This window comes from Methylophilus sp. DMC16, assembly GCF_056314045.1.
Genome location: NZ_JBQUZC010000003.1, coordinates 55,797 through 76,801, shown reverse-complemented (window position 1 = coordinate 76,801; position 21,005 = coordinate 55,797). Strand labels below are relative to the sequence as shown.

Below are 21,005 nucleotides of genomic sequence, written 5' to 3'. Positions count from 1 at the left end.
ATGGCAATCCTGATTGCGTCAGCGCTGATGGCATAGACTCAATGCTTGGTCATGTTCTTGTAAAAAACCAGCTCCTCTTTGAGCTTGATATTTTCGTCCTGCTGCGCAGTCAGTGTTTTGGCCAGGTTGTTGCTCGTTGCCAATTCCACCTGTAACTCACGCTGGGAAGCGATCAGTTTCTTCTGCAACTCTATATTTTCCGTCGTGACCTGGCGCAGGCGATGCCGAATATTTTCACTATCATCATCATGCAACACCCAGTAGGCCAATGCAAACCCAATCACCACATAGGAAACCGCCAATATCCCCTGAAAGTACCAGGGACGGTGTGAGCGCACGGCCACCTGTTTGGCAGTCAGGCCAAAGTGATTCCTGAGTCTTCTGCGGATAGGCCTGATCATTATGGCAACAATGGCAACACTTGCAAACCAGTCTCAGGGGCCAGATTGAACATCAGATTCATGTTCTGCACCGCTTGACCAGAGGCGCCTTTAACCAGGTTGTCCTGCACGACAATGATTGTGACATAATCATCTGCCTGTGGGTATACCGCCATCCTTAAAACATTCGATCCACGGACCGAGCGTGTCTCGGGAAGCGCACCGGCCGGCATCACATCGACAAAAGTCGACCCCTGGTAGCGTTGCTCATACACCTGCTGGATGGATGCCCGCGGCGCTTGCCTATTGAGTTTGACATGGAGCGTACTGAGCATGCCGCGTATCATCGGGATCAAATGCGGCACAAAGATAAGCTGGACAGCTTCATTGCCAGACAGTTTTTTGAGTTGTGCCAGAATCTCGGGATGATGCCTGTGCCCGGCCACACCATAGGCTCTGAGGTTATCACTCGCTTCAGAGAACAGCGTAGACACTTCGGCTTTTCTGCCGGCGCCGGAGACACCCGACTTCGCATCCGCGATAATCGGCACAGAGAAATCAATCCAGCCTTGCTCAAGTAAGGGAGCCAACCCCAGCAACACGGTGGTGGGGTAACACCCTGGATTACCAATCACTTGCGCCTGCTGCACCTCTTCGCCATATAGCTCTGGCAAGCCGTAGACGGCACCTTGCAAAATGTCGGTACAGCTATGGGGGAGTTTGTACCATTTTTCAAAGACAGCGGCATCCTGCAACCGGAAATCTGCTGCCAGATCAATCACCTTCACGCCAGCAGCTACCAGCGCAGGCGCTTGCGCCATGGCCACACCATGGGGCGTGGCGAAGAACACCACATCACATTGGGTCAGATCAACGGTCGCTGGGTCACTAAAGGCAAGTTCAACGACACCACGCAAACTGGGAAACATCTCTGCCACAGGCAGGCCCGCTTCACCCCGTGAAGTAATGACCTGCAATTGCACATTGGGATGACGCGCCAGCAAGCGCAATAACTCTACACCGGTATACCCTGTGCCGCCAACGATGCCTACCTTAATCTTTTCCATCTGCCTTACCCAGTTGAGGAGTTAAAACGCACACTGCGTAAAAAGTTAATTAATATAAATGAAAAAGGCCGCCAATGCGACCTTTTTGCACAACAGGTTTGTAACAAACGTTGAAAAATTAACGTTTGGAGAACTGTTTCCGACGACGTGCTTTACGCAGACCGACTTTCTTACGTTCAACTTCACGTGCATCACGTGTTACGAAACCAGCGTGGGACAATGCGCTCTTCAGCGCAGCATCGTAGTCAATCAATGCACGGGTAATGCCGTGACGAACTGCACCAGCTTGACCGGATTCACCACCACCATGCACATTGACCAGAATGTCAAAGCTCGCAGTGTTGTTGGTCAATTCCAGAGGTTGACGCAAAATCATGCGAGAAGTCTCGCGTGAGAAGTACACGTCAGCTGGCTTGTCGTTTACAACGATATTGCCGCTACCGGACTTGATGAACACACGTGCCACTGAACTTTTGCGGCGGCCTGTGCCGTAGTTGTATTTACCGATCATGTTTTATCCTAATCGTCTTGAATTAGATGGTTAATGGTTGCGGTTGTTGCGCAGTATGCTCGTGCTTGTCACCCGCATACACTTTCATTTTTTTGATCATGGCATAGCCCAAAGGACCTTTTGGCAACATGCCTTTCACTGCTTTTTCCAATGCACGGCCTGGGAAACGGTCTTGCATTTTGGAGAATGAAGTGGTTGTAATACCGCCTGGATAACCAGAGTGACGGTGGTACAGCTTGTCACCAGCCTTGTTACCGGTTACTTTAATTTTGTCCGCATTGACTACGATGATGTAGTCGCCTGTATCCACGTGCGGTGTGTAAATAGCTTTATGCTTACCACGCAGACGATGAGCGATTGCGCTGGCCAGACGACCCAATACCAAGTCAGTGGCGTCAATCACGAACCAGTCACGTTGTACTTCATGCGATTTTGCTGAAAAAGTTTTCATTTTATAACTACCGAGTTATAGCGTATAAATTAAGAGGGCGGATTATATGCTAGCTTGAGAAAGCTTGTCAACGGATTATTCTAAAATAATCCCTGACCAATGCCGCGAGCCTTGATGATTTTATCAGGCTGCAGATTTGGGGCTGTTTACCATCAATTTTGCAAATAAGTTGAAGTAAAGTATGCTTTTTAAGCAAAAGATCTTTGTTTTATCAGGAATAATTGCAAACAGATGCTATATTAGCTCAAGTTTCGACTTGATGCACTGAATCATTTCAACCGCAGAGATTAAAAAATAATATTTTCATGCGCTCAGGCCATTCACAGACGCGAAGGTCCACGATCACAACAGCATTGCGCTGCATGGCGTTGCCATTGTTGCTTTTGTTAGCGCCAACCTCACTCGTGCAGGCCGCGGATTTATCCGCATTCCGCTTTGAGTCTGAAACTGGCCAACCCCTGCTGGCACAAGTGCCGATCACGCATGCCACATCCAGTACGGACATCAGCTGTTTTCAACTGCAGCAATCTGTGGCTGATTTTGTGCATCTGGAATACACCACACTGAGCGCGGATCAAGGCATGCTCATGCTATGGTCCGACCGCGCAATGAGCAGCCCGGTAAAAGTCACCCTAACAGATACATGCCAACGCACCGCGCAGACCTTTACCCTGCACCCGGACATGAAAGTGTCGTTTGAAGTAGAGGCGCCTCAGCAAACAGCGACCCAGCCAATTACTGCAGAGGCGCCCACCTCGACCCCACAGGCACCCTCTCAACCGATACAGGAGGGCATCCCGCTGGAGGCCTACGACAAGTTACAGGGACAAATCAATGAATTGCAGCAGGCATTTAACACCTTGCAAAGCAAATCCGATGCCCTTTATGCCAGTTCACTGGCGCAAACGAATTTACTCGCCTCTCTGAAATCGCAATTGGTCCATGTGCAGAATGAAAACCACCTGCTACGCACACTGGTGATGACGCTAGGCCTGGCCTTGATCGCCAGCGGCTTTTTCTTTGCCGACTGGCTCAGGCGGCATGCGGCAGTACCCAAGCGCGCCAAAGGCCGTCAACCAGCCTCAGCCACGGAAGAATCCACCGGTCCGGCGACCCAGCCGCAAACCAGCCAGCGATTCGCAACCACTTTGCCGCCACTCACCAGCTCACCAAATCCTGCACATCCAGTCTCTGGTGCAACGCAACCGCCCTATACCCAACGAACCGGAAGTCGCTTGAAGTCGGTTCCTATCCACGCCAATGATGATGTGCTCGGGCTCGAAGCGGTTCCACAAAAACTCAGCTCACAAAAAAGCACGCAGTCCGTGATGCAAGATGCTTCCAGACTCTTCACACATGGTCGAGTGAATCAGGCCATTGAGCACTTGCAACAACACCTGGCCAAACACCCGAAATGCTCCCCCTGGATGTGGCTGTATTTACTGGATTTATTATCCAAAGAAGGCAAGCACCAGGAGTTTGACATGATGGCCAGCGAGTGCCGCAAGCACTTCAACTTGAATGTAGAGCACGCGCCAGACCTCAAACAACAAGGCATCGAATCTTTCCCGCGCGTGATGAAAGCCTTGCAGCAGGCCTGGGGCACGCCGCAGGTGATTGCGCTGATTGACGATCTGGTTTACAACACCCGTCTTGTGCCGCGTATGGGTTTTGAGCGTAGCGTCTTTGAAGACCTCATGCTATTGAAAGAAATTGCCTGCCAGACACAAAACCTGCCTGCAATGCCCCCTGCGCCCAAAGCCCCGGACGAAGAGACCTCCATCAATGGTAACTTGCGCGAGTTGCAGCAACTCTCTGAAGACATCTATATCCTCGCTCCTGCAGAACAAGCGCCCTTCCAGTACTGGACCGATTTCACCTTTGAGCTGGGTGAGCCCGCTGGTGCACGCAAATCAGCCTAACCAATAGGCACCCGCGATGCCTGCGGTTAATGCCGCACCTATCCAGATATTCTCCAAAAATGCCTTGAAACACTGCGCACGCTGACGCGTCCGGATCAGCCCATATTGCCTGAATAACTGCAAGGCAGCGGCCATCCAACCCAGCCAGAATGGCCAGCCCAGCCTGAGCTGAATGGCGACCCAGGCCATCATGGCCAGCGTGGCAATCAGGCACAGCATAATCGCGAATACCTCACGGTGACCAAAGGTAATCGCGGATGAACGGATGCCGATCTTAAGGTCATCCTCACGGTCCACCATGGCATAAGCCGTATCATAGGCCACTGACCAGGAGACATTCGCCAGCAACAACCACCAGGCAGTTGCCGGCACAGCCCCCTGTAAGGCAACAAATGCCATCGGGATACCAAAGCCGAACGCAATGCCCAAATAGGCCTGTGGAATGGCAAAAAAACGTTTGGTGTACGGGTAGCTAACCGCCAGAAACAAAGCTGGGACGGACCACAGCACCACTTGCATGCCCAGCGTACACACCAGCACAAACGCTATCAAAGATAGCGCTACTGCCACGGCATAAGCCTCTTTGACAGAAATCTCCCCGGTCGCCAACGGCCGACGTTGGGTGCGCGCCACCGCGCCATCCCAGTGCCGGTCGGCAATGTCATTCAATGCGCAGCCGGCTGAGCGCATCAGTATCGTACCCAACACAAACACGGTTGCCACCAATAGATCAGGGTGCCCTGCGCCTGCAATCAACAGCCCCCACAATGTGGGCCAGAGTAGCAACCAAATCCCGACCGGCTTATCCAGACGGGTTAAGCGATAATACGCATGCCAGTTGATGGTTGACTGCATTACAAAAGCTTTCCGATTAAAAAATTAATCATGGGGATGATCCACACAAGCAGGCAAAAACACTTCTGTCACCAGCAAAAGGTGATGATGCAGACGGAACAAGGAGCGTCTTGCCCAAAGGGGATGTTGCTGCAACTGCGGATGATAGCGGCATACCGCCTGATGCAAGGGATGCTGTGCGTACAATTTGCGGAACTGCAACGGCCCACGTGTGACTTTAGGATTGGCAAACAGCGCTGCCCCGAGCGGCACCCGCCCGATTGCACGCAAGCGGCACCATGGTCCGCGCAAATCCTGACGCGCGATGACACTATGCGCAAACACGCGCGGCTGGCCGTTTCCGCGCAACATGACTTCTCGCACCCATGCACGGGACATCGCATGCAGGCGCAACATGGCCTGTTCGTCAACATGCGGCTTGCGCCAGGCTTGCGCCAACAGCTCAACCGAAAACGCCGGATAGTGTTTTTTCAGGCGGGCAGTTAATGAACCCCTTTCCTGCAACCAGGACCTGAAGGGGGTTTGACCAACAACCGCGCGTTGCCAGGCCCGCCCAGAAGATTGCTTCAGTTGCCGCATCTCGGTCAATGTGGCAACGGGAACGTTTTGGGCAACCACACCCATAATTTCCCTTGTTGGCGCATGGCCCCCGCCAGCTTGCCCGCAGCATCGCCTTCTCCCCAGTACACATCGGCACGCACGCCGCCCTTGATCGCCCCCCCCGTATCCTGAGCGTGCATCAATTGCTGCAAAGGTGCCACATCATTGGGGTAAGTGGTCGCCAGATAGACCGGGGCGCCCAGGGGAATGTAAAACGGATCGACCGCAACACTACGTTCAGCTGTGAGCGGCACCCCTAATGCGCCTAATGGGCCGGACAACCCCGGTGGCAGCAACTTGAAAAACACATAGCTGGGATTCGCATCCAGCAAACCGCGTAACTGCTCGGGATGCTGCTGTGCCCAAGCCTTGATTCCCTGCATGGAAGCCTCGCTGGCGGTCATTTCTCCGCGCCCCACCAGGATCTTGCCAATAGACTGATAAGGATGCCCATTCTGGTCGGCGTAACCTACGGGAACACGCTCGCCGTTTTCAAGCGCAATGATGCCCGACCCCTGTACCTGCAGAAAAAATGCTTCTACCGGATCGCTGACCCAGATTAACTCACTGCCATTCAACGGCGATTGCGGCTGCTCAATTTCTGCCCGTGTGTAATAGGGAATCAGCGTTTGGCCCTGCAAGCGACCACGCACGCGTTTATACTTGAGCTCGGGAAACAATGCCGACAAATTCACGGTAATCAAATCCGATGGCACTTGATAAAGCGGGACGCGGTAACGCGGACTTGCTTGCCTAGCCCCTTGCAACACAGGCTGATAATAGCCGGTGATCAAGCCCTGCGAGGTGCCATCTGCCTGCCGCGTCGCATACACATTAAAATATTGCTGCCAGTAGGCCTGAATGGCAGACACATCCTCAGCCTGCACCAAGAGCGCGGCAGCACAAACCGCTTTCCAGTCCGCTTTGTTTTTGAGCCCCTGACACCCTTGTAGCCATGCCTTCCAGCTGGCGACCCAGTCTTCTTTTTCCAAACCTGGCAGGTCTGCCCACTGCGCGGGCTGGAGCAAGGCAAAGGCTTGTGATGGCGTAACAGGCGGGACACTGCCACTCGTACCGGGCTGTTCAACCGCAGGCTTGCTCGGAGCTGGCGATGTTCTGCCCGAGGTGTCCGGCATTGGCACCGTTTGACATCCTGCCAGCCACAGCAGACTGGAGAGGACAAGACATAGACGGATGACAGAACTGTTTTTGATGGTTAACACGTTTGTAACTTCAATTTAAAGACCATTGATGGGTCTGCGGCCTCATGCAGCAGACAGCAGACGAGGCAAATGTTTGCGCGTGCGGTTTAATGCAGCCCGGCTGCCTGATGCAACCAGAACGTCGGGATATCGACTTCAAACCAGTGCCCATCGACGGCCACCATCTGATAAGTGCCATACATTTCCCCACTGGGTGTACTGAACATGACGCTACTGGTATAGCGGTATTCTGCATCGGGCGCCAGCAAGGGCTGCTCGCCGACCACCCCCAGCCCTTTGACTTCCCGCACCTGTTGCATAGCATCGGTAATCACCCAGTGTCGACTGATCAGTTGCGCAGGCGTTTGCCCGGTATTGCGGATCGTAATCGTATAGGCATAGATGTACTGCCCCGTTTCCGGCGAAGACTGATCAGGCAAGTACTCTGTCTCGACAGATACCTGACAGGCATAGAGGGCGCGTTCGGTCACATTTATCCTATCATGCCAGTGGTTGGTGAACTAGGGCTGGCAGAATACAGCTTTTTCGCCATACGTCCGGCTAAAAAGGACTCACGGCCAGCCTCAATGGCTTTTTTCATGGCGCCTGCCATCAATACCGGGTCACGCGCAGCCGCAATAGCAGTATTCATCAACACGCCGGCACAGCCTAACTCCATCGCAATCGCCGCATCAGACGCACAGCCTACGCCAGCATCCACCAAGACCGGGATCTTGGCATTTTCGATGATAATTTGCAGATTCCATGGATTTAAAATCCCCATGCCGGAACCAATCAGCGAGGCCAAGGGCATCACTGCCACACAGCCAATGTCCTCCAGCTGCTTGGCGATGATCGGGTCATCCGAGGTATATACCATGACCTCAAAGCCTTCTTTGACCAGCGTTTTGGCCGCAGCAATGGTTTCGGTCACATTCGGATACAAGGTATTCGGATCACCCAATACCTCCAGCTTGACCAGGCGGTGATCATCCAGCAACTCACGCGCCAGACGCAAGGTGCGCACGGCTTCTTCAGCACTGTAACAACCCGCGGTATTCGGCAGATAAGTAAATTCGTTCGGCGGCAAATACTCCAGCAGAGAAGGTTCGCTTGCATGTTGACCGATATTGGTCCGGCGGATGGCCACGGTAATAATTTCAGCGCCACTGGCGTCTATCGCAGCGCGTGTCTGCGTAAAGTCCTGGTATTTGCCGGTGCCAACCAACAGTCTGGATTGATAAGATTGACCGGCAATCACTAAAGCATCATTCATCATTAAACTTTCTATTCCATTCTTAGCTGCATAACGCTGATGAGATCGCGCTTAACCGCCACCGACCGCACCGACGATTTCCAGCTTGTCATCCGCGTGTAACTGCACGTGGGCAAACTGACTACGTGGCACAATATCGCCATTACGCTCAATCGCAATGCGCTTGCCTGTCAGTTGCATCTGCTCGACCAACGCTTGCACACTCATGGCCTCTGCGGCAAGTTGCATGGCTTTACCATTGACGAAAATTTGCATGCTGCTTTTAAAGGTTTTATTAAACAAGCCGATATTCTACGAAAAATCAGCGGATTTGGCTTTCAGTTTTTACGTCACATGCTTTCAAGCCATCTTCAACACGTGTCATCCAACTTGGAGGAGTATGCGTTATTTTAAGCGTGAACATGGCACCATGTTTGCTTTAATGTTGTAGCGATACAAATATGCCTGAAGAATTTGACAAGTTTGGTCACTACGGCAAATTCCGCATTGCTGCAGAATGAACTTTTTGTTAATTTTGGCGCCACAAGCACGGCGAACACAATTCGTTGTTTTGTGTAATGAATATTGAGAATCCCAAAAGGAAGAGTAAAAATGCAAATCGTAGAATCCTACCAAGCCGTTTCATCACAACATTTTTTGATTGATGAAATTTACGCCCCCAGCCTCAACAATGCTGCTCCCAACGCTAAAGCGTTTGCCGAAGAACAGCAACACTTGAAAGCCATCAACGAGCTTCATCGCTTTTTGGAATCGAGTTGCGACTGCGTTTAATACGCAGGGCGTTTCAAACCGACCCCGCAACGGGTCACTGATTTTCAGGTTGGATGCTTGAATCCAATCTTGGGTTAGCCGGAAATATGTGAAAATTCACTTCGGGCGCCCTTTACCCAAAAATTGCGCAACGACTGCGATATAGAAGTCCCTGCGTTAAAGTACAAGTAAAGATGAGACAAATAAAAAAAGATGGCTTTTATCGCCATCTTTTTTTATTTTCAGCGGTTGATTCAAAAGCAGCAACTACCTGTAAGAGCGGTCACTGCTATCGTAAGAAACTGCAGACTATTCAACAGATAGCTGTGGACGACCAGCTTCTGGCCAATCTAAGTGGAAGAACTGACCACGTGGCTGATCTTTGCGCTCATAGGTATGTGCGCCAAAATAGTCACGCTGACCTTGCAACAGGTTGGCTGGCAAGTCAGCACTTCTGTAGCCATCATAGTAAGCCAATGCCGCCGCGAAGCCTTGTGCCGGAATGCCATTGGTCACGGCCAACGCAATCACTTTACGCCAGCCTGCCTGACCTTCGTTCATCGCATTGGTGAAGTATGGATCCAGCATCAGGTTTTTCAGGCGTGAGTTCAATGCATAAGCATCGGTGATTTTTTGCAGGAAGCGCGCACGGATGATACAACCGCCACGCCAGATCTGGGCAATTTCACCGAAGTTGAGTTTCCAGTTGTAAGCCACTTGCGCCTTATCAATCAGCTGGAAGCCTTGTGCGTAGGCGCAGATTTTGGAGCAATACAAGGCATTTTTGATCGCCTCAATGGTTGCAACTTTGTCTTTCTCTTGCACAATCACTGGACCTTTGAGGATCTTGCTGGCTTCAACACGCTCCTCTTTCAGGCTGGATAATGCACGCGCATAGACGGCAGCTGCAATCGCATTGGCGGGCGCCCCCAACTCGAGCGCATTGGCCGCCGTCCACTGGCCGGTGCCTTTTTGGCCTGCCGTATCGAGAATCTGGTCAACCAGGAAGCCTTTGCCAGCCGGATCTTTTTGCTGCAGGATATCGGCCGTAATTTCAATCAGGAAGCTGGACAGCTCACCTTTGTTCCACTCGGCAAACACCTTGCCGATTTCATCGGCCGGCATGCCCAGCAGATTTTTCATCAGCCAGTAGGCTTCGCAAATCAACTGCATATCGATGTACTCGATACCGTTGTGCACCATTTTTACATAGTGACCTGCACCGTCCGGGCCGATATATTCCGCGCAAGAGAACCCACCCTGAACTGGTTTGCCAGGTGCGCCACCTTCTAACGGGGCACCGGTCACAGGATCCACTTTGGCTGCAATATCGCGCCAGATGGGCTCCAGACTAGCCCAGGCCTTGCGTGTACCTGAAGGCATCAGCGATGGACCAAAACGGGCACCGGTTTCACCACCAGACACGCCGGAACCAATGAACTCAATGCCTTTGGCAGCAAGCTCTTTTTCGCGACGGATGGTGTCCGTCCACAGCGCATTGCCGCCATCAATAATAATGTCCCCTTGCTCCAGGAAAGGCAACAGGGCGTTAATGGTCACATCGGTCGCGCTCCCGGCTTTCACCAGCAACACAATTTTGCGTGGACGCTTGATGCTCAGTACAAAAGAGGCCAAATCAGCATGCCCCACCACACGTTCGTGTGAGGGCTCATTCTTTTTACACTCCTCGATGAAGTTCAGCATTTTTTTCGGGTCACGGTTATAGACCGCAATGGTATAGCCGTGATCAGCAATGTTAAGCGCCAGGTTTTGGCCCATCACTGCCAATCCTACCAATCCAATATCCGCATTTTTTATAGTCATAGTTCTCTCTAAACAATGGTTAATTTAGTTGAAAAAAAAGCACAGGCTTTTGGCCTGTGCTTGGACTAGGGTATGTATTGAATATCCCATGCAAGTTGTTTTGAGAATCGCAACTGGCATAACATTTTCAGCACCTTAGTTTTCTTTCGCTCAAGTGTTCCAGTCGGTTACTTGAGTACGTTACCGAACATCTGCAAGGTCAATTGATATCCAATGTTGACCAGCTGCGCATCGTAACGTTCCCCTTCATCGCGCATGAAGGCATGTTGTCCATTAAATTCATGCCAGGTGTAATGCAGTCCGGGCACCGCGGCAAAGCGGTTATACAGCTCTGCACGCTTATCTCCCGGGATATGAGGGTCTTGCTTGCCCCAGATCATAAGCAACTCGCCCTTGATTTCGCCGACACGGTCCATGCTGTGCTGACCAGGCTGGTTCGGGATAATGTTGGTGTGCAAATCGGTGGCATAGAAACAGGCCGTCGCTTTCACTTCTGGCTGCAAAGCTGCACGGAAAGCCAGGTGACCACCGATACAAAAACCGGCCGCACCCAAATTGCCGTCATACCAGGCTTGCTTGTTCAGATAGTCAATCATGGCGCGGTTATCCGTGTCGTAGGCCTGCACATCTTTGGCCATTTTGTCCGCATTGCCTTTGTCACGGCCAGCATCGTCATAGCCCAATACCGTGCCAATCGGATTCAACTCATGGAACACTTCAGGCACCAGCACGGCATAACCATGCCCTGCTAAAAAGCGCGCTGCGCGCTCAATCGGACCGGTCTGCTGAAAAATTTCAGAGTAAAACAAAACCGCAGGCACTTTGCCATCGTGTTTTGGACGATGAACATAAGTACGCATCACCCCGGTCGGGGTGTCCAAATCAACGATTTCGCTCGTAATCAGCATGATAAATCCTTAAACAATCAAAAAATACCGGCTATTCTAGCGCTGTTTGCATGGCTTTTCACAGATATTGTGCCAGGGCAAGCAGAATTTTTTGCAATTCCGGCTGACAAAGTCGAGGTAGCTTGCCTTCATCACCAACCATGGGAGTTTGTATGCGCCCCTCATTCAATCTTGTTTGCTTCATGCTCTTCAGCACGAGCGCTTTGGTGGCCCATGCCGAGCTCGACCATGAGCTGGTTTACCGACTGAAAGCCTCGGTGGTAAAAGTGCACAGCATGACGCAAACGGGCGGTCACGGCGTCGGCAGCGGCGTGGTTGTGGCGCCAGATACAGTGGCTACCAATTGCCATGTGCTGGCGAACAGCAGCGGCGTTAGCGTTTCCAAATTCGGTGATAGCGTCAGCCCGGTTGGCATGGTCGCGGACTGGAAACACGATATCTGCCTGTTGAAATTTCAATATCTGGAACTGCCGCCAGTCAAGCTGGGCACAACCGCCGCCTTACATTATGGTGATGCCGTCTTTTCCATCGGCTTTCCAGGTGGACCGCCCAAGCCACAAACCATCGCAGGCCATGTGAAAGCCTTGTACCCCTATGATGACAGCCTGATTGTGCGCACCGATGCCGCGTTTATCATGGGCGCCAGTGGCAGCCCGACCTTTAACCAGACAGGCGAACTGGTTGCTTTAAGCACGTTTAAAAGTCCCGGCAAACAGGCCTACTTTTATAGTGTGCCGGTCGAGTGGATACAAACGCTGCTTGGCAAACAAGCCAGCAACAGCATTCAGGCCGACGCCACTCCCTTTTGGGACTTACCGCTGAATGAGCGCCCATTCTGGATGCAAGTGGTGATTCCTTACCAAAACAGCGACTGGCCGGCCGTAGAGCAGATCGCGCGCACTTGGTTAAGCCAGCAAGCAGAGGCTGCAGAAGCACACTTTTATTTAGCCAGTGCGCTACATGGGCAAGGGCACCTCGCCGCAGCCCAACAAGCCTATTTACAGGCCACCACGCTGGAGCCGAACTATCTGGAGGCTTGGTCAGGACTGGCCTTGCTCGCTCAACAATCCGCGCAGCCAAGCTTGCAGGCAGAGGCTGAGCGCCACCTTCAACAGCTCGCCAGCCAAACTCAATAGCTTGGGCACACTCGCTGACCAAAAGCCATCCGGCCAAGCGCAAGCATGATCAACCCCAGAGGCTCTGCTAGAATAGCGTTTTTAATGTTTATCCGATTGCTCCGTCATGACCTCTCGCAACCAGCAACTGTTTGAAAAATCCCAGCAACTGATTCCAGGCGGCGTCAACTCGCCGGTACGTGCGTTTCGCAGTGTCGGTGGCACGCCCATCTTTTTCAAAAAGGGCCTCGGCTCCAAGCTCTGGGATGCGGATGGCAAGGAATACATTGACTACATCAACTCCTGGGGCCCCATGATTTTGGGACATGCCCACCCGGAAGTTGTTGCAGCCGTGCAGCAAGCGGCCGCCAACAGCCTGAGTTTCGGCGCGCCAACCGGCCTCGAGCTCGAAATGGCTGAATTAATTAATCAACTTGTGCCCAGTATGGAACAAGTACGCCTGGTCAGCAGCGGGACCGAAGCGACCATGAGCGCCATTCGCGTGGCCCGTGGCTTTACCAAGCGCAATAAAATCATCAAATTTGAAGGCTGTTACCACGGCCATGCCGATGCCTTGCTCGTGAAGGCTGGCTCCGGCTTGCTCACCTTTGGCGAACCCAGCTCCGCCGGTGTCCCGCCAGAAGTCGCTGCGCACACCCTGACGCTCGATTACAACAACTCGCAAATGCTCAAAGACACCTTTGCCAGCATGGGGGACGAGATTGCCTGCGTGATTCTGGAGCCGGTAGTCGGCAATATGAACCTGATTGTGCCTCACCGCGAGTTCTTAACCACTTTGCGTGAACTGTGCACTCAGCATGGCACGGTGCTGATTTTTGATGAAGTCATGACCGGCTTCCGCGTGGCACTGGGCGGTGCACAGGCACTATATGGCATTAGACCGGACATGACGACCCTGGGCAAAGTCATTGGAGGCGGCCTGCCCGTAGGCGCCTTTGGTGGCCGCAAAGACATCATGAGCGTACTGGCACCACTAGGGCCGGTTTACCAGGCCGGCACCCTATCAGGCAATCCCGTGGCAGTGACCGCCGGGCTGACCACCCTCAAACTGATCCAGGCACCCGGCTTTTATGAGGCACTGACGGCAAAAACAGCGCAGTTAATGGACGGCATGAAGCAGGCAGCACGCAAAGCGGGCGTCACCTTTAGCGCACAAAGCGTAGGCGGCATGTTTGGCCTCTATTTTAGCGCCAGCAACCCCACCAGCTACGCCGACATGATGCAGGCAGATAAAAATGCCTTTAATCACTTCTTCCACAGCATGCTGAACAGCGGCATTTATCTGGGGCCATCTGCATTTGAGGCGGGCTTTGTCTCGGCGGCACATACCGATGCCGATATCGCCCAAACCGTACAGGCGGCCGAACAAGCCTTTGCCAGCCTGTAAGCCAAGCGGTTGCGTGGCGATTACCTCTCAGGCTCGCCACGCAAACAAATCCCCACATCACCGACCATCCCGGATGACGCCCCCTGAGCGGCCTGACACCTTCTGGCAGGCCATCTATATAAAGACAATCCAATCGCAATCTCTGATCCACGGACTCGCCAGGAGTGCTCTATTCAGGGATAAACGGCCTCACAAGCGTGACAGATTCAACTGAGCCCACCATTTTAAAACCCTGCTAGCTCTCTGGTATTTGTGTAAATTAAAGCGCAATTAATTGGTAAATAAAAACCATTCTCAACTAAAAAATAAAATGCCTTTATCCGTTATTTAACGCAGGCTAAACAATTGAAATTGCTAAACTTTAACGGTATCATTGAAGGTTCCTCCAAATGTTTTGTAAGTGAAGAATCTGGCAATGGACATGCAGTCTGACAACAACCTGATGAGTGCTTCTCAAGATACCGCAACCGCCCGGGACGACCAATTCGGTTTAGCTCCGCAATCCCAGGGTTTATATGACAGACGCCACGAGAAAGATAGCTGTGGCGTGGGCTTTGTCGCCCATATTAAAGGCCAGAAAAGCCACGACATTGTCGCTAAAGGCCTGCAACTGCTGGACAACCTGACCCATCGCGGCGCGACCGGTTACGACCCTAAACTGGGTGACGGCGCGGGCTTGCTGATGCAGATGCCAGATACCTTTATGCGCGAAGAGGCTGCCAAGCTGGGCATGACCTTGCCAGCAGCCGGACAATACGCCGTCGGTCAGGCATTTCTGCCACAAAACGCAGACAACCGCGCGAAATGCGAAGCCATCTTTGCCAAAATCATTGCAGAAGAAAATCAAACCCTGCTGGGCTGGCGTGATGTGCCGGTCGACAACAGCAATATTGCCGACGCCGCCCGCGCGGTTGAGCCTGTGATGCGCCAGGTGTTTATTGCCAGCACCGTGACCGACAGCAACACCTTTGAACGCAAATGCTTTGTGATCCGCAAACGCATTGAACACGCGATTCGCGCACTAAACCTACAAGACAAGGCACAGTTTTACATGCCGTCCTTCTCTTCGCGCACCATCGTCTACAAAGGCATGCTGCTGGCTAATGAAGTGGGCGTGTACTACAAAGATTTGAGAGATGAGCGCGTGATTTCAGCGCTTGCACTGGTACACCAGCGTTTCTCTACCAACACCTTCCCAGCCTGGGATCTGGCCCACCCCTTCCGCATGATTGCACACAACGGTGAAATCAATACCGTTCAAGGCAACGTGAACTGGATGGCCGCCCGTCATGAGACCATGAAATCTGCGGTGCTGGGTGAAGACTTGGAAAAACTGTGGCCACTGATTGCAGAAGGCCAGTCCGACTCCGCCTGCTTTGATAACTGTCTTGAGCTGCTGGTGGCTGGTGGCTATAGCCTGCCACACGCCATGATGATGCTGATCCCGGAAGCCTGGGCAGGCAACCCATTAATGGACGAAGACCGCCGTGCGTTCTATGAATACCACGCGGCACTGATGGAGCCATGGGACGGCCCGGCTGCAGTCGCGTTTACCGATGGCAAAATGATTGGTGCCACGCTTGACCGTAATGGCTTGCGTCCAGCCCGCTACCTGGTGACCGAAGACGACATCGTCATGATGGCGTCTGAAATGGGCGTGATCACTTTCCCACAAGAAAAAATCGTTAAAAAATGGCGTTTGCAGCCAGGCAAAATGTTGCTGATCGACATGGAGCAAGGCCGCATTATCGACGACGAAGAAGTCAAAACTGAACTGGCACAAGCCAAACCTTATCGCCAGTGGATTGAACAGACCCGCTTCCATTTGACCGACTTGCCTGGCGTAGGCAATGGCGAAGTCAGCCTGAAAGCGGATTTGCTGGATACCCAACAAGCCTTTGGTTACTCTCAGGAAGACTTGAAGTTTGTCTTGCAACCCATGATAGACAACGGCGAAGAGGGCTCAGGCTCCATGGGGAACGACGCGGCCTTGCCCGTGCTGTCCAACAAAGCCAAGACGCTGTACAACTACTTTAAACAGTTGTTTGCACAAGTGACCAACCCGCCGATTGACCCGATCCGTGAAGAGCTGGTGATGTCACTGGTGACATTTATCGGCCCTAAACCCAACCTGTTGGCGATTGATGAGACCAACCCGCCATTGCGTTTGGAAAGCGGCCAGCCAGTGTTGAGCCTGGAAGGCCTGGAAAAACTCAAACAGATTGAGTCTTTGACCAAAGGCCAGTTCAAGTCCATCGTCCTTGACCTGACTTATGATGCCGCCTTAGGTAAAACCGGCATGAAACAGGCCCTGGACGTCTTGCACGACCAAGCCGAAAAAGCCGTGCATGACGGCTATAACGTACTGATCCTCTCGGACCGTGCCGTCTCAACGAACCGCATTGCCATTCCAGCCCTGCTGGCCTGCTCGGCCACGCATGAGTTTCTGGTCAAAGCCGGCTTGCGTACCAGCACCGGCCTGGTAATTGATACAGGCTCAGCCCGTGAAGTACACCATTTTGCCCTGCTGGCAGGCTATGGTGCGGAAGCTGTTTGCCCATGGCTGGTGTACGAAACCATCAAGACCATGACCGGCGATGTTGAAAAAGCCGGCAAAAACTTCGTCAAGGCGATCGGCAAAGGCTTGTACAAAGTCATGTCCAAAATGGGCATCTCGACCTACCAGTCTTACTGCGGCGCACAGATTTTTGAAGCGATCGGCCTCAATAGCCAGTTTGTGAATGACTATTTCACTGGCACGGTCAGCCAGATTGAAGGCATCGGTCTGGAGCAAGTTGCCGAAGAAACTGTACGCATGCACATGCAAGCATTTGGGAATGACCCCGTGCTCTCCAATGCGCTGGAAGCGGGCGGTGAGTACGCCTTCCGTGTACGCGGTGAAGAGCACTTGTGGACGCCGATGTCGATCAGCAAATTGCAGAACGCGACCCGGACTGGCAAATACGAAACTTACAAAGAGTACGCCGCACTGATCAACGATCAGACACGTCGCCACATGACCTTGCGCGGACTGTTTGAAATCAAACCTGCGGGTAAAGCGATCCCATTGGATCAGGTGGAATCGGCCAAAGAGATTGTTAAACGCTTTGCCACTGGCGCCATGTCTTTGGGCTCCATTTCAACCGAAGCGCACGCCACCTTGGCGATTGCCATGAACCGGATTGGCGGCAAGTCCAATACTGGCGAAGGCGGTGAAGACGTCAAACGCTTTATTCCGGTCCAAACAGAATCCAGCCTGGCCACCGTATTGGGCAGTGATTTGATTGAAGCAGATGTGCCAATGCAAGCGGGTGACTCTTTGCGCTCACGCATCAAGCAGGTAGCCTCTGGCCGCTTTGGCGTGACCGCCGAATACCTGAGCAGCGCTGACCAGATCCAGATCAAAATGGCACAAGGTGCCAAGCCTGGGGAAGGCGGTCAGTTGCCTGGCCATAAAGTGTCCCCCTACATTGCGAAACTGCGTTTCTCGGTGCCTGGCGTCGGCTTGATCTCTCCACCACCACATCACGACATTTACTCGATTGAAGATTTGGCGCAGCTGATTCATGACCTGAAAAACGCCAATCCAAAAGCCTCGATTTCGGTCAAACTGGTGTCAGAAACCGGCATCGGTACCGTGGCAGCGGGTGTGGCCAAGGCCAAGTCTGATCACATCGTGGTCGCTGGTCATGACGGCGGGACAGGTGCCTCACCAATTTCTTCGATCAAACACGCAGGCACGCCATGGGAGCTTGGCCTGGCTGAAACCCAGCAGACGCTGGTACTCAACCAGTTACGTGGTCGCGTGGTGCTGCAAGTCGATGGCCAGATGAAAACCGGCCGTGACGTGCTGATCGGTGCCCTGCTGGGTGCGGACGAATTTGGCTTTGCCACCGCACCGCTGGTGGTTGAAGGCTGTATCATGATGCGTAAGTGCCACTTGAACACTTGCCCGGTCGGTGTTGCCACCCAAGATCCAGAACTGCGTAAGAAGTTTACTGGCCAGCCTGAGCATGTCGTAAATTACTTCTTCTTTGTCGCTGAAGAAGTGCGTGAACTGATGGCCAGCATGGGCATTGCCAAGTTTGATGACTTGATTGGCCGTGCCGATTTGCTGGACATGAAAGCCGGCATCGAGCACTGGAAGATCAATGGCCTGGACTTCAGCAAAGTGTTCCACTTGCCAGACATGCCAGCCAGTGTGGCACGCAAAAACAATGACGTGCAAGATCACGGCATCGCCAAAGCATTGGATAACCAATTGATCGCATTGGCTAAACCGGCGTTGGAAAAAGGCGAAAAAGTCACGCTTGAGTTGCCAATTGTGAACACTAACCGTACAGCAGGTACCATGCTGTCACACGAAGTGGCGAGCCGTTATGGCAACGCCGGACTGCCTGACGGTACCATCCACGTCAAATTCACTGGCACCTCCGGTCAGAGTTTTGCGGCATTCCTGGCCAAGGGCATTACCTTTGAGCTGACAGGTGAAGGCAACGACTACGTGGGTAAAGGCCTGTGTGGTGGTCAAATCATTATCAAACCACCCGCAACATTCCGTGGCTTGTCCTATGAAAACATCATCGTTGGTAACACCGTGATGTACGGTGCGACCACAGGCAGCAGCTTCTTGAGCGGTGTGGCGGGTGAGCGCTTCTGCGTACGTAACTCAGGCGCAACTGCCGTGGTTGAAGGCGTAGGCAACCATGGTTGCGAATACATGACTGGCGGGACCGTGGTGGTACTGGGTCAGACCGGCCAGAACTTTGCAGCCGGGATGAGTGGCGGCATTGCCTATGTCTACGACATTGACGGCCAGTTTGCCAAACGCTGCAATATGAGCATGGTGTCACTGGAAAAAGTCGAAGCGGCGGAAGCAGATGTTGGCAAAGTACAACACCTAGGCCAGCCAGACGAAGTGATTCTTAAAGGCTTGATCGAGCAGCACCTGGCGTTGACAGGCAGCCCTCGAGCAAAAGAACTGTTGGCCGACTGGTCAGCCGCGCGTGCAAAATTTGTTAAAGTATTCCCGAACGAATACAAACGCGCACTGACCGAAATGGCTGCAGCCTCCGCCAAGCAAGCCGCATAATCGTTTTTGTTAATTGAATGCCCCGCGTGATTGGCGGGGCTGTTTAAAGTTGTGTCTGTCACGAGCAACTGGGAAGAGATGATTTCACATGGGTAAAGTCACAGGTTTTATGGAATTTGACCGACTGGCAGAAGAAAATCTGCCCGTTCAGGATCGCGTCAAGAACTACAAAGAGTTCGTCCTGCATTTGACAGACGACCAGGCCAAACAGCAAGGGGCACGCTGCATGGATTGCGGCATTCCATTTTGCACCACCGGCTGTCCAATCAATAACATCATTCCTGACTGGAATGACCTGGTCTATCATCAGGACTGGCGCAGCGCGATTGATGTGTTGCATTCCACCAACAACTTCCCGGACTTTACTGGCCGTATCTGCCCCGCCCCTTGCGAGGCAGCCTGCACCTTGAACATTAATAACGACGCCGTCGGGATTAAGTCCATCGAGCACGCCATCATCGACAAAGCTTGGGAAAACGGTTGGGTCACACCACAAATCAACCCGAACAAAACTGGCAAAACAGTGGCGATTGTGGGGTCTGGCCCCGCAGGCCTCGCCGCAGCACAACAACTTGCTCGCGCGGGCCATGCCGTGACCGTGTTTGAAAAAAATGACCGTATCGGCGGCTTGCTGCGCTATGGCATTCCTGACTTCAAACTGGATAAAGCAAACATTGACCGCCGGATGGCGCAGATGGAAGCCGAAGGCGTGACCTTCAAGGTGAATCAGCATGTCGGTGAAAATGTCAGCGCGGCCGATCTGGAGCGTGACTTTGATGCCGTCATCCTGGCAGGTGGCGCAGAACAGCCACGCGACCTGCCCGTGACAGGTCGTGAACTCGATGGTGTTCATTTCGCCATGGACTTCCTGACCCCTAACAACAAAATGGTGGCCGGCGACAACGTCCCTAACCAGATTAAAGCCACCGGCAAACATGTGGTGGTCATCGGCGGTGGCGATACCGGTTCTGACTGTGTCGGCACCTCCAACCGCCATGGGGCAGCCAGCATCACCCAGTTCGAGTTGATGCCTCAACCGCCTGAAAAAGAAGACAAATTTATGGTGTGGCCAAACTGGCCACTCAAAATGCGTACTTCAAGCTCGCATGAAGAAGGCGCGAATCGTGACTGGTCGATCACAACCAAAGAGCTGATCGGCGAGAACGGCAAAGTGAAAGCGCTAAAAGGTGCACGTGTTGAATGGAAAGACGGCAAAATGTCTGAAATTCCAGGTTCAGAGTTCACCATTCCAGCCGATCTGGTATTTTTGGCCATGGGCTTTGTCTCACCGGTACAAAAAGTGCTGGATGCATTTGGCGTGGAAAAAGACAACCGCGGCAATGCCAAAGCCACGACCGATGGCGAAGGCTGTTACAAAACCAGCAAGGCCAAAGTCTTTGCTGCCGGTGACATCCGTCGCGGCCAGTCCCTGGTGGTCTGGGCGATTCGTGAAGGCCGTCAGTGCGCACGCGAAGTCGATGCGTTCCTGATGGGCAGCTCTACTCTGCCACGCTAGTCAAGGTTGCCGTGAGACGCAAAACGCCGATGGTTTTCATCGGCGTTTTTATTTGTCATATCGCAAAAAAACCGCATTCTTTCAGGTGAAACAACGGCTTGGCCTTTATAATCATGCTTTCAGCTGAT

At 52.8% G+C, this 21,005-nt stretch carries 18 protein-coding genes; 6 read left to right on the top strand and 12 right to left on the bottom strand.

The window, feature by feature from the left end; all coding sequences use genetic code 11:
• Window positions 1-38: 38 nt before the first annotated feature.
• The 4 genes from ACT53D_RS11805 to rplM all read right to left on the bottom strand — a co-directional run bounded on the left by ACT53D_RS11805 (window position 39) and on the right by rplM (window position 2,409).
• On the bottom strand, window positions 39-401 hold the full coding sequence (locus tag ACT53D_RS11805) for a hypothetical protein (RefSeq protein ID WP_194749718.1): 363 nt from the start codon (window positions 399-401) through the stop codon (window positions 39-41).
• Window positions 401-1,447, bottom strand: coding sequence for an N-acetyl-gamma-glutamyl-phosphate reductase (argC, locus tag ACT53D_RS11800; RefSeq protein ID WP_476156363.1), 1,047 nt, complete (start codon window positions 1,445-1,447; stop codon window positions 401-403). Before argC ends, ACT53D_RS11805 begins: the two co-directional genes overlap by 1 nt.
• 118 nt (window positions 1,448-1,565) lie before the next feature.
• Window positions 1,566-1,958, bottom strand: a complete 393-nt coding sequence (gene rpsI / locus ACT53D_RS11795; RefSeq protein ID WP_049639496.1) for a 30S ribosomal protein S9 — start codon at window positions 1,956-1,958, stop codon at window positions 1,566-1,568.
• A 22-nt stretch (window positions 1,959-1,980) separates the two neighbouring features.
• Window positions 1,981-2,409, bottom strand: a complete 429-nt coding sequence (rplM, locus tag ACT53D_RS11790; protein ID WP_194749720.1) for a 50S ribosomal protein L13 — start codon at window positions 2,407-2,409, stop codon at window positions 1,981-1,983.
• A 362-nt stretch (window positions 2,410-2,771) separates the two neighbouring features.
• On the opposite strand from rplM, the gene ACT53D_RS11785 reads away from it, so the two are divergent.
• Entirely contained in the window at window positions 2,772-4,331 is a 1,560-nt protein-coding gene (locus tag ACT53D_RS11785) for a type IV pilus assembly protein FimV (protein WP_476156362.1), read from the top strand.
• Here the strand turns inward: ACT53D_RS11785 and ubiA are convergent.
• The 6 genes from ubiA to thiS all read right to left on the bottom strand — a co-directional run bounded on the left by ubiA (window position 4,323) and on the right by thiS (window position 8,519).
• Complete coding sequence (gene ubiA, locus ACT53D_RS11780; RefSeq protein WP_379073364.1) at window positions 4,323-5,186, bottom strand: 4-hydroxybenzoate octaprenyltransferase; 864 nt, start codon at window positions 5,184-5,186, stop codon at window positions 4,323-4,325. The genes ACT53D_RS11785 and ubiA overlap by 9 nt on opposite strands.
• A 24-nt stretch (window positions 5,187-5,210) precedes the next feature.
• Window positions 5,211-5,765: a chorismate--pyruvate lyase family protein gene (locus tag ACT53D_RS11775; RefSeq protein ID WP_476156360.1), complete on the bottom strand. Its 555-nt coding sequence runs from the start codon at window positions 5,763-5,765 to the stop codon at window positions 5,211-5,213.
• A 5-nt stretch (window positions 5,766-5,770) separates the two neighbouring features.
• Window positions 5,771-6,922: a murein transglycosylase A gene (gene mltA, locus ACT53D_RS11770; protein WP_379073749.1), complete on the bottom strand. Its 1,152-nt coding sequence runs from the start codon at window positions 6,920-6,922 to the stop codon at window positions 5,771-5,773.
• A 173-nt stretch (window positions 6,923-7,095) separates the two neighbouring features.
• On the bottom strand, window positions 7,096-7,479 hold the full coding sequence (gene apaG, locus ACT53D_RS11765) for a Co2+/Mg2+ efflux protein ApaG (protein WP_275356445.1): 384 nt from the start codon (window positions 7,477-7,479) through the stop codon (window positions 7,096-7,098).
• A gap of 2 nt (window positions 7,480-7,481) precedes the next feature.
• Entirely contained in the window at window positions 7,482-8,264 is a 783-nt protein-coding gene (locus ACT53D_RS11760) for a thiazole synthase (protein ID WP_313986372.1), read from the bottom strand.
• 51 nt (window positions 8,265-8,315) lie between these two features.
• A complete protein-coding gene (gene thiS, locus ACT53D_RS11755; RefSeq protein ID WP_194749782.1) occupies window positions 8,316-8,519 on the bottom strand; it encodes a sulfur carrier protein ThiS in 204 nt (67 codons plus the stop codon).
• A gap of 336 nt (window positions 8,520-8,855) precedes the next feature.
• Here thiS and ACT53D_RS11750 point away from each other — a divergent pair, with 336 nt between their 5' ends.
• On the top strand, window positions 8,856-9,035 hold the full coding sequence (locus ACT53D_RS11750; protein WP_194749724.1) for a hypothetical protein: 180 nt from the start codon (window positions 8,856-8,858) through the stop codon (window positions 9,033-9,035).
• Window positions 9,036-9,323: 288 nt separating this feature from the next.
• Here the strand turns inward: ACT53D_RS11750 and gndA are convergent, their stop codons facing one another.
• Both gndA and ACT53D_RS11740 read right to left on the bottom strand, forming a co-directional pair.
• Window positions 9,324-10,838: an NADP-dependent phosphogluconate dehydrogenase gene (gndA, locus tag ACT53D_RS11745; RefSeq protein ID WP_194749725.1), complete on the bottom strand. Its 1,515-nt coding sequence runs from the start codon at window positions 10,836-10,838 to the stop codon at window positions 9,324-9,326.
• Between the two features lie 167 nt (window positions 10,839-11,005).
• The gene (locus ACT53D_RS11740; RefSeq protein WP_194749726.1) at window positions 11,006-11,746 is read right to left on the bottom strand and encodes a dienelactone hydrolase family protein; all 741 of its coding nucleotides are present in this window, start codon (window positions 11,744-11,746) and stop codon (window positions 11,006-11,008) included.
• A 182-nt stretch (window positions 11,747-11,928) separates the two neighbouring features.
• Here ACT53D_RS11740 and ACT53D_RS11735 point away from each other — a divergent pair, with 182 nt between their 5' ends.
• The 4 genes from ACT53D_RS11735 to ACT53D_RS11720 all read left to right on the top strand — a co-directional run bounded on the left by ACT53D_RS11735 (window position 11,929) and on the right by ACT53D_RS11720 (window position 20,877).
• Window positions 11,929-12,882, top strand: coding sequence for a S1 family peptidase (locus ACT53D_RS11735; RefSeq protein WP_379073362.1), 954 nt, complete (start codon window positions 11,929-11,931; stop codon window positions 12,880-12,882).
• A 106-nt stretch (window positions 12,883-12,988) separates the two neighbouring features.
• Window positions 12,989-14,269: a glutamate-1-semialdehyde 2,1-aminomutase gene (hemL, locus tag ACT53D_RS11730; protein ID WP_338656179.1), complete on the top strand. Its 1,281-nt coding sequence runs from the start codon at window positions 12,989-12,991 to the stop codon at window positions 14,267-14,269.
• A 442-nt stretch (window positions 14,270-14,711) separates the two neighbouring features.
• A complete protein-coding gene (locus tag ACT53D_RS11725; RefSeq protein WP_476156793.1) occupies window positions 14,712-19,361 on the top strand; it encodes a glutamate synthase-related protein in 4,650 nt (1,549 codons plus the stop codon).
• An 88-nt stretch (window positions 19,362-19,449) separates the two neighbouring features.
• Window positions 19,450-20,877 (top strand): glutamate synthase subunit beta, encoded by a 1,428-nt coding sequence (locus ACT53D_RS11720; RefSeq protein WP_476156356.1) that lies wholly within the window; start codon window positions 19,450-19,452, stop codon window positions 20,875-20,877.
• The last annotated feature ends 128 nt before the right edge of the window (window positions 20,878-21,005 follow it).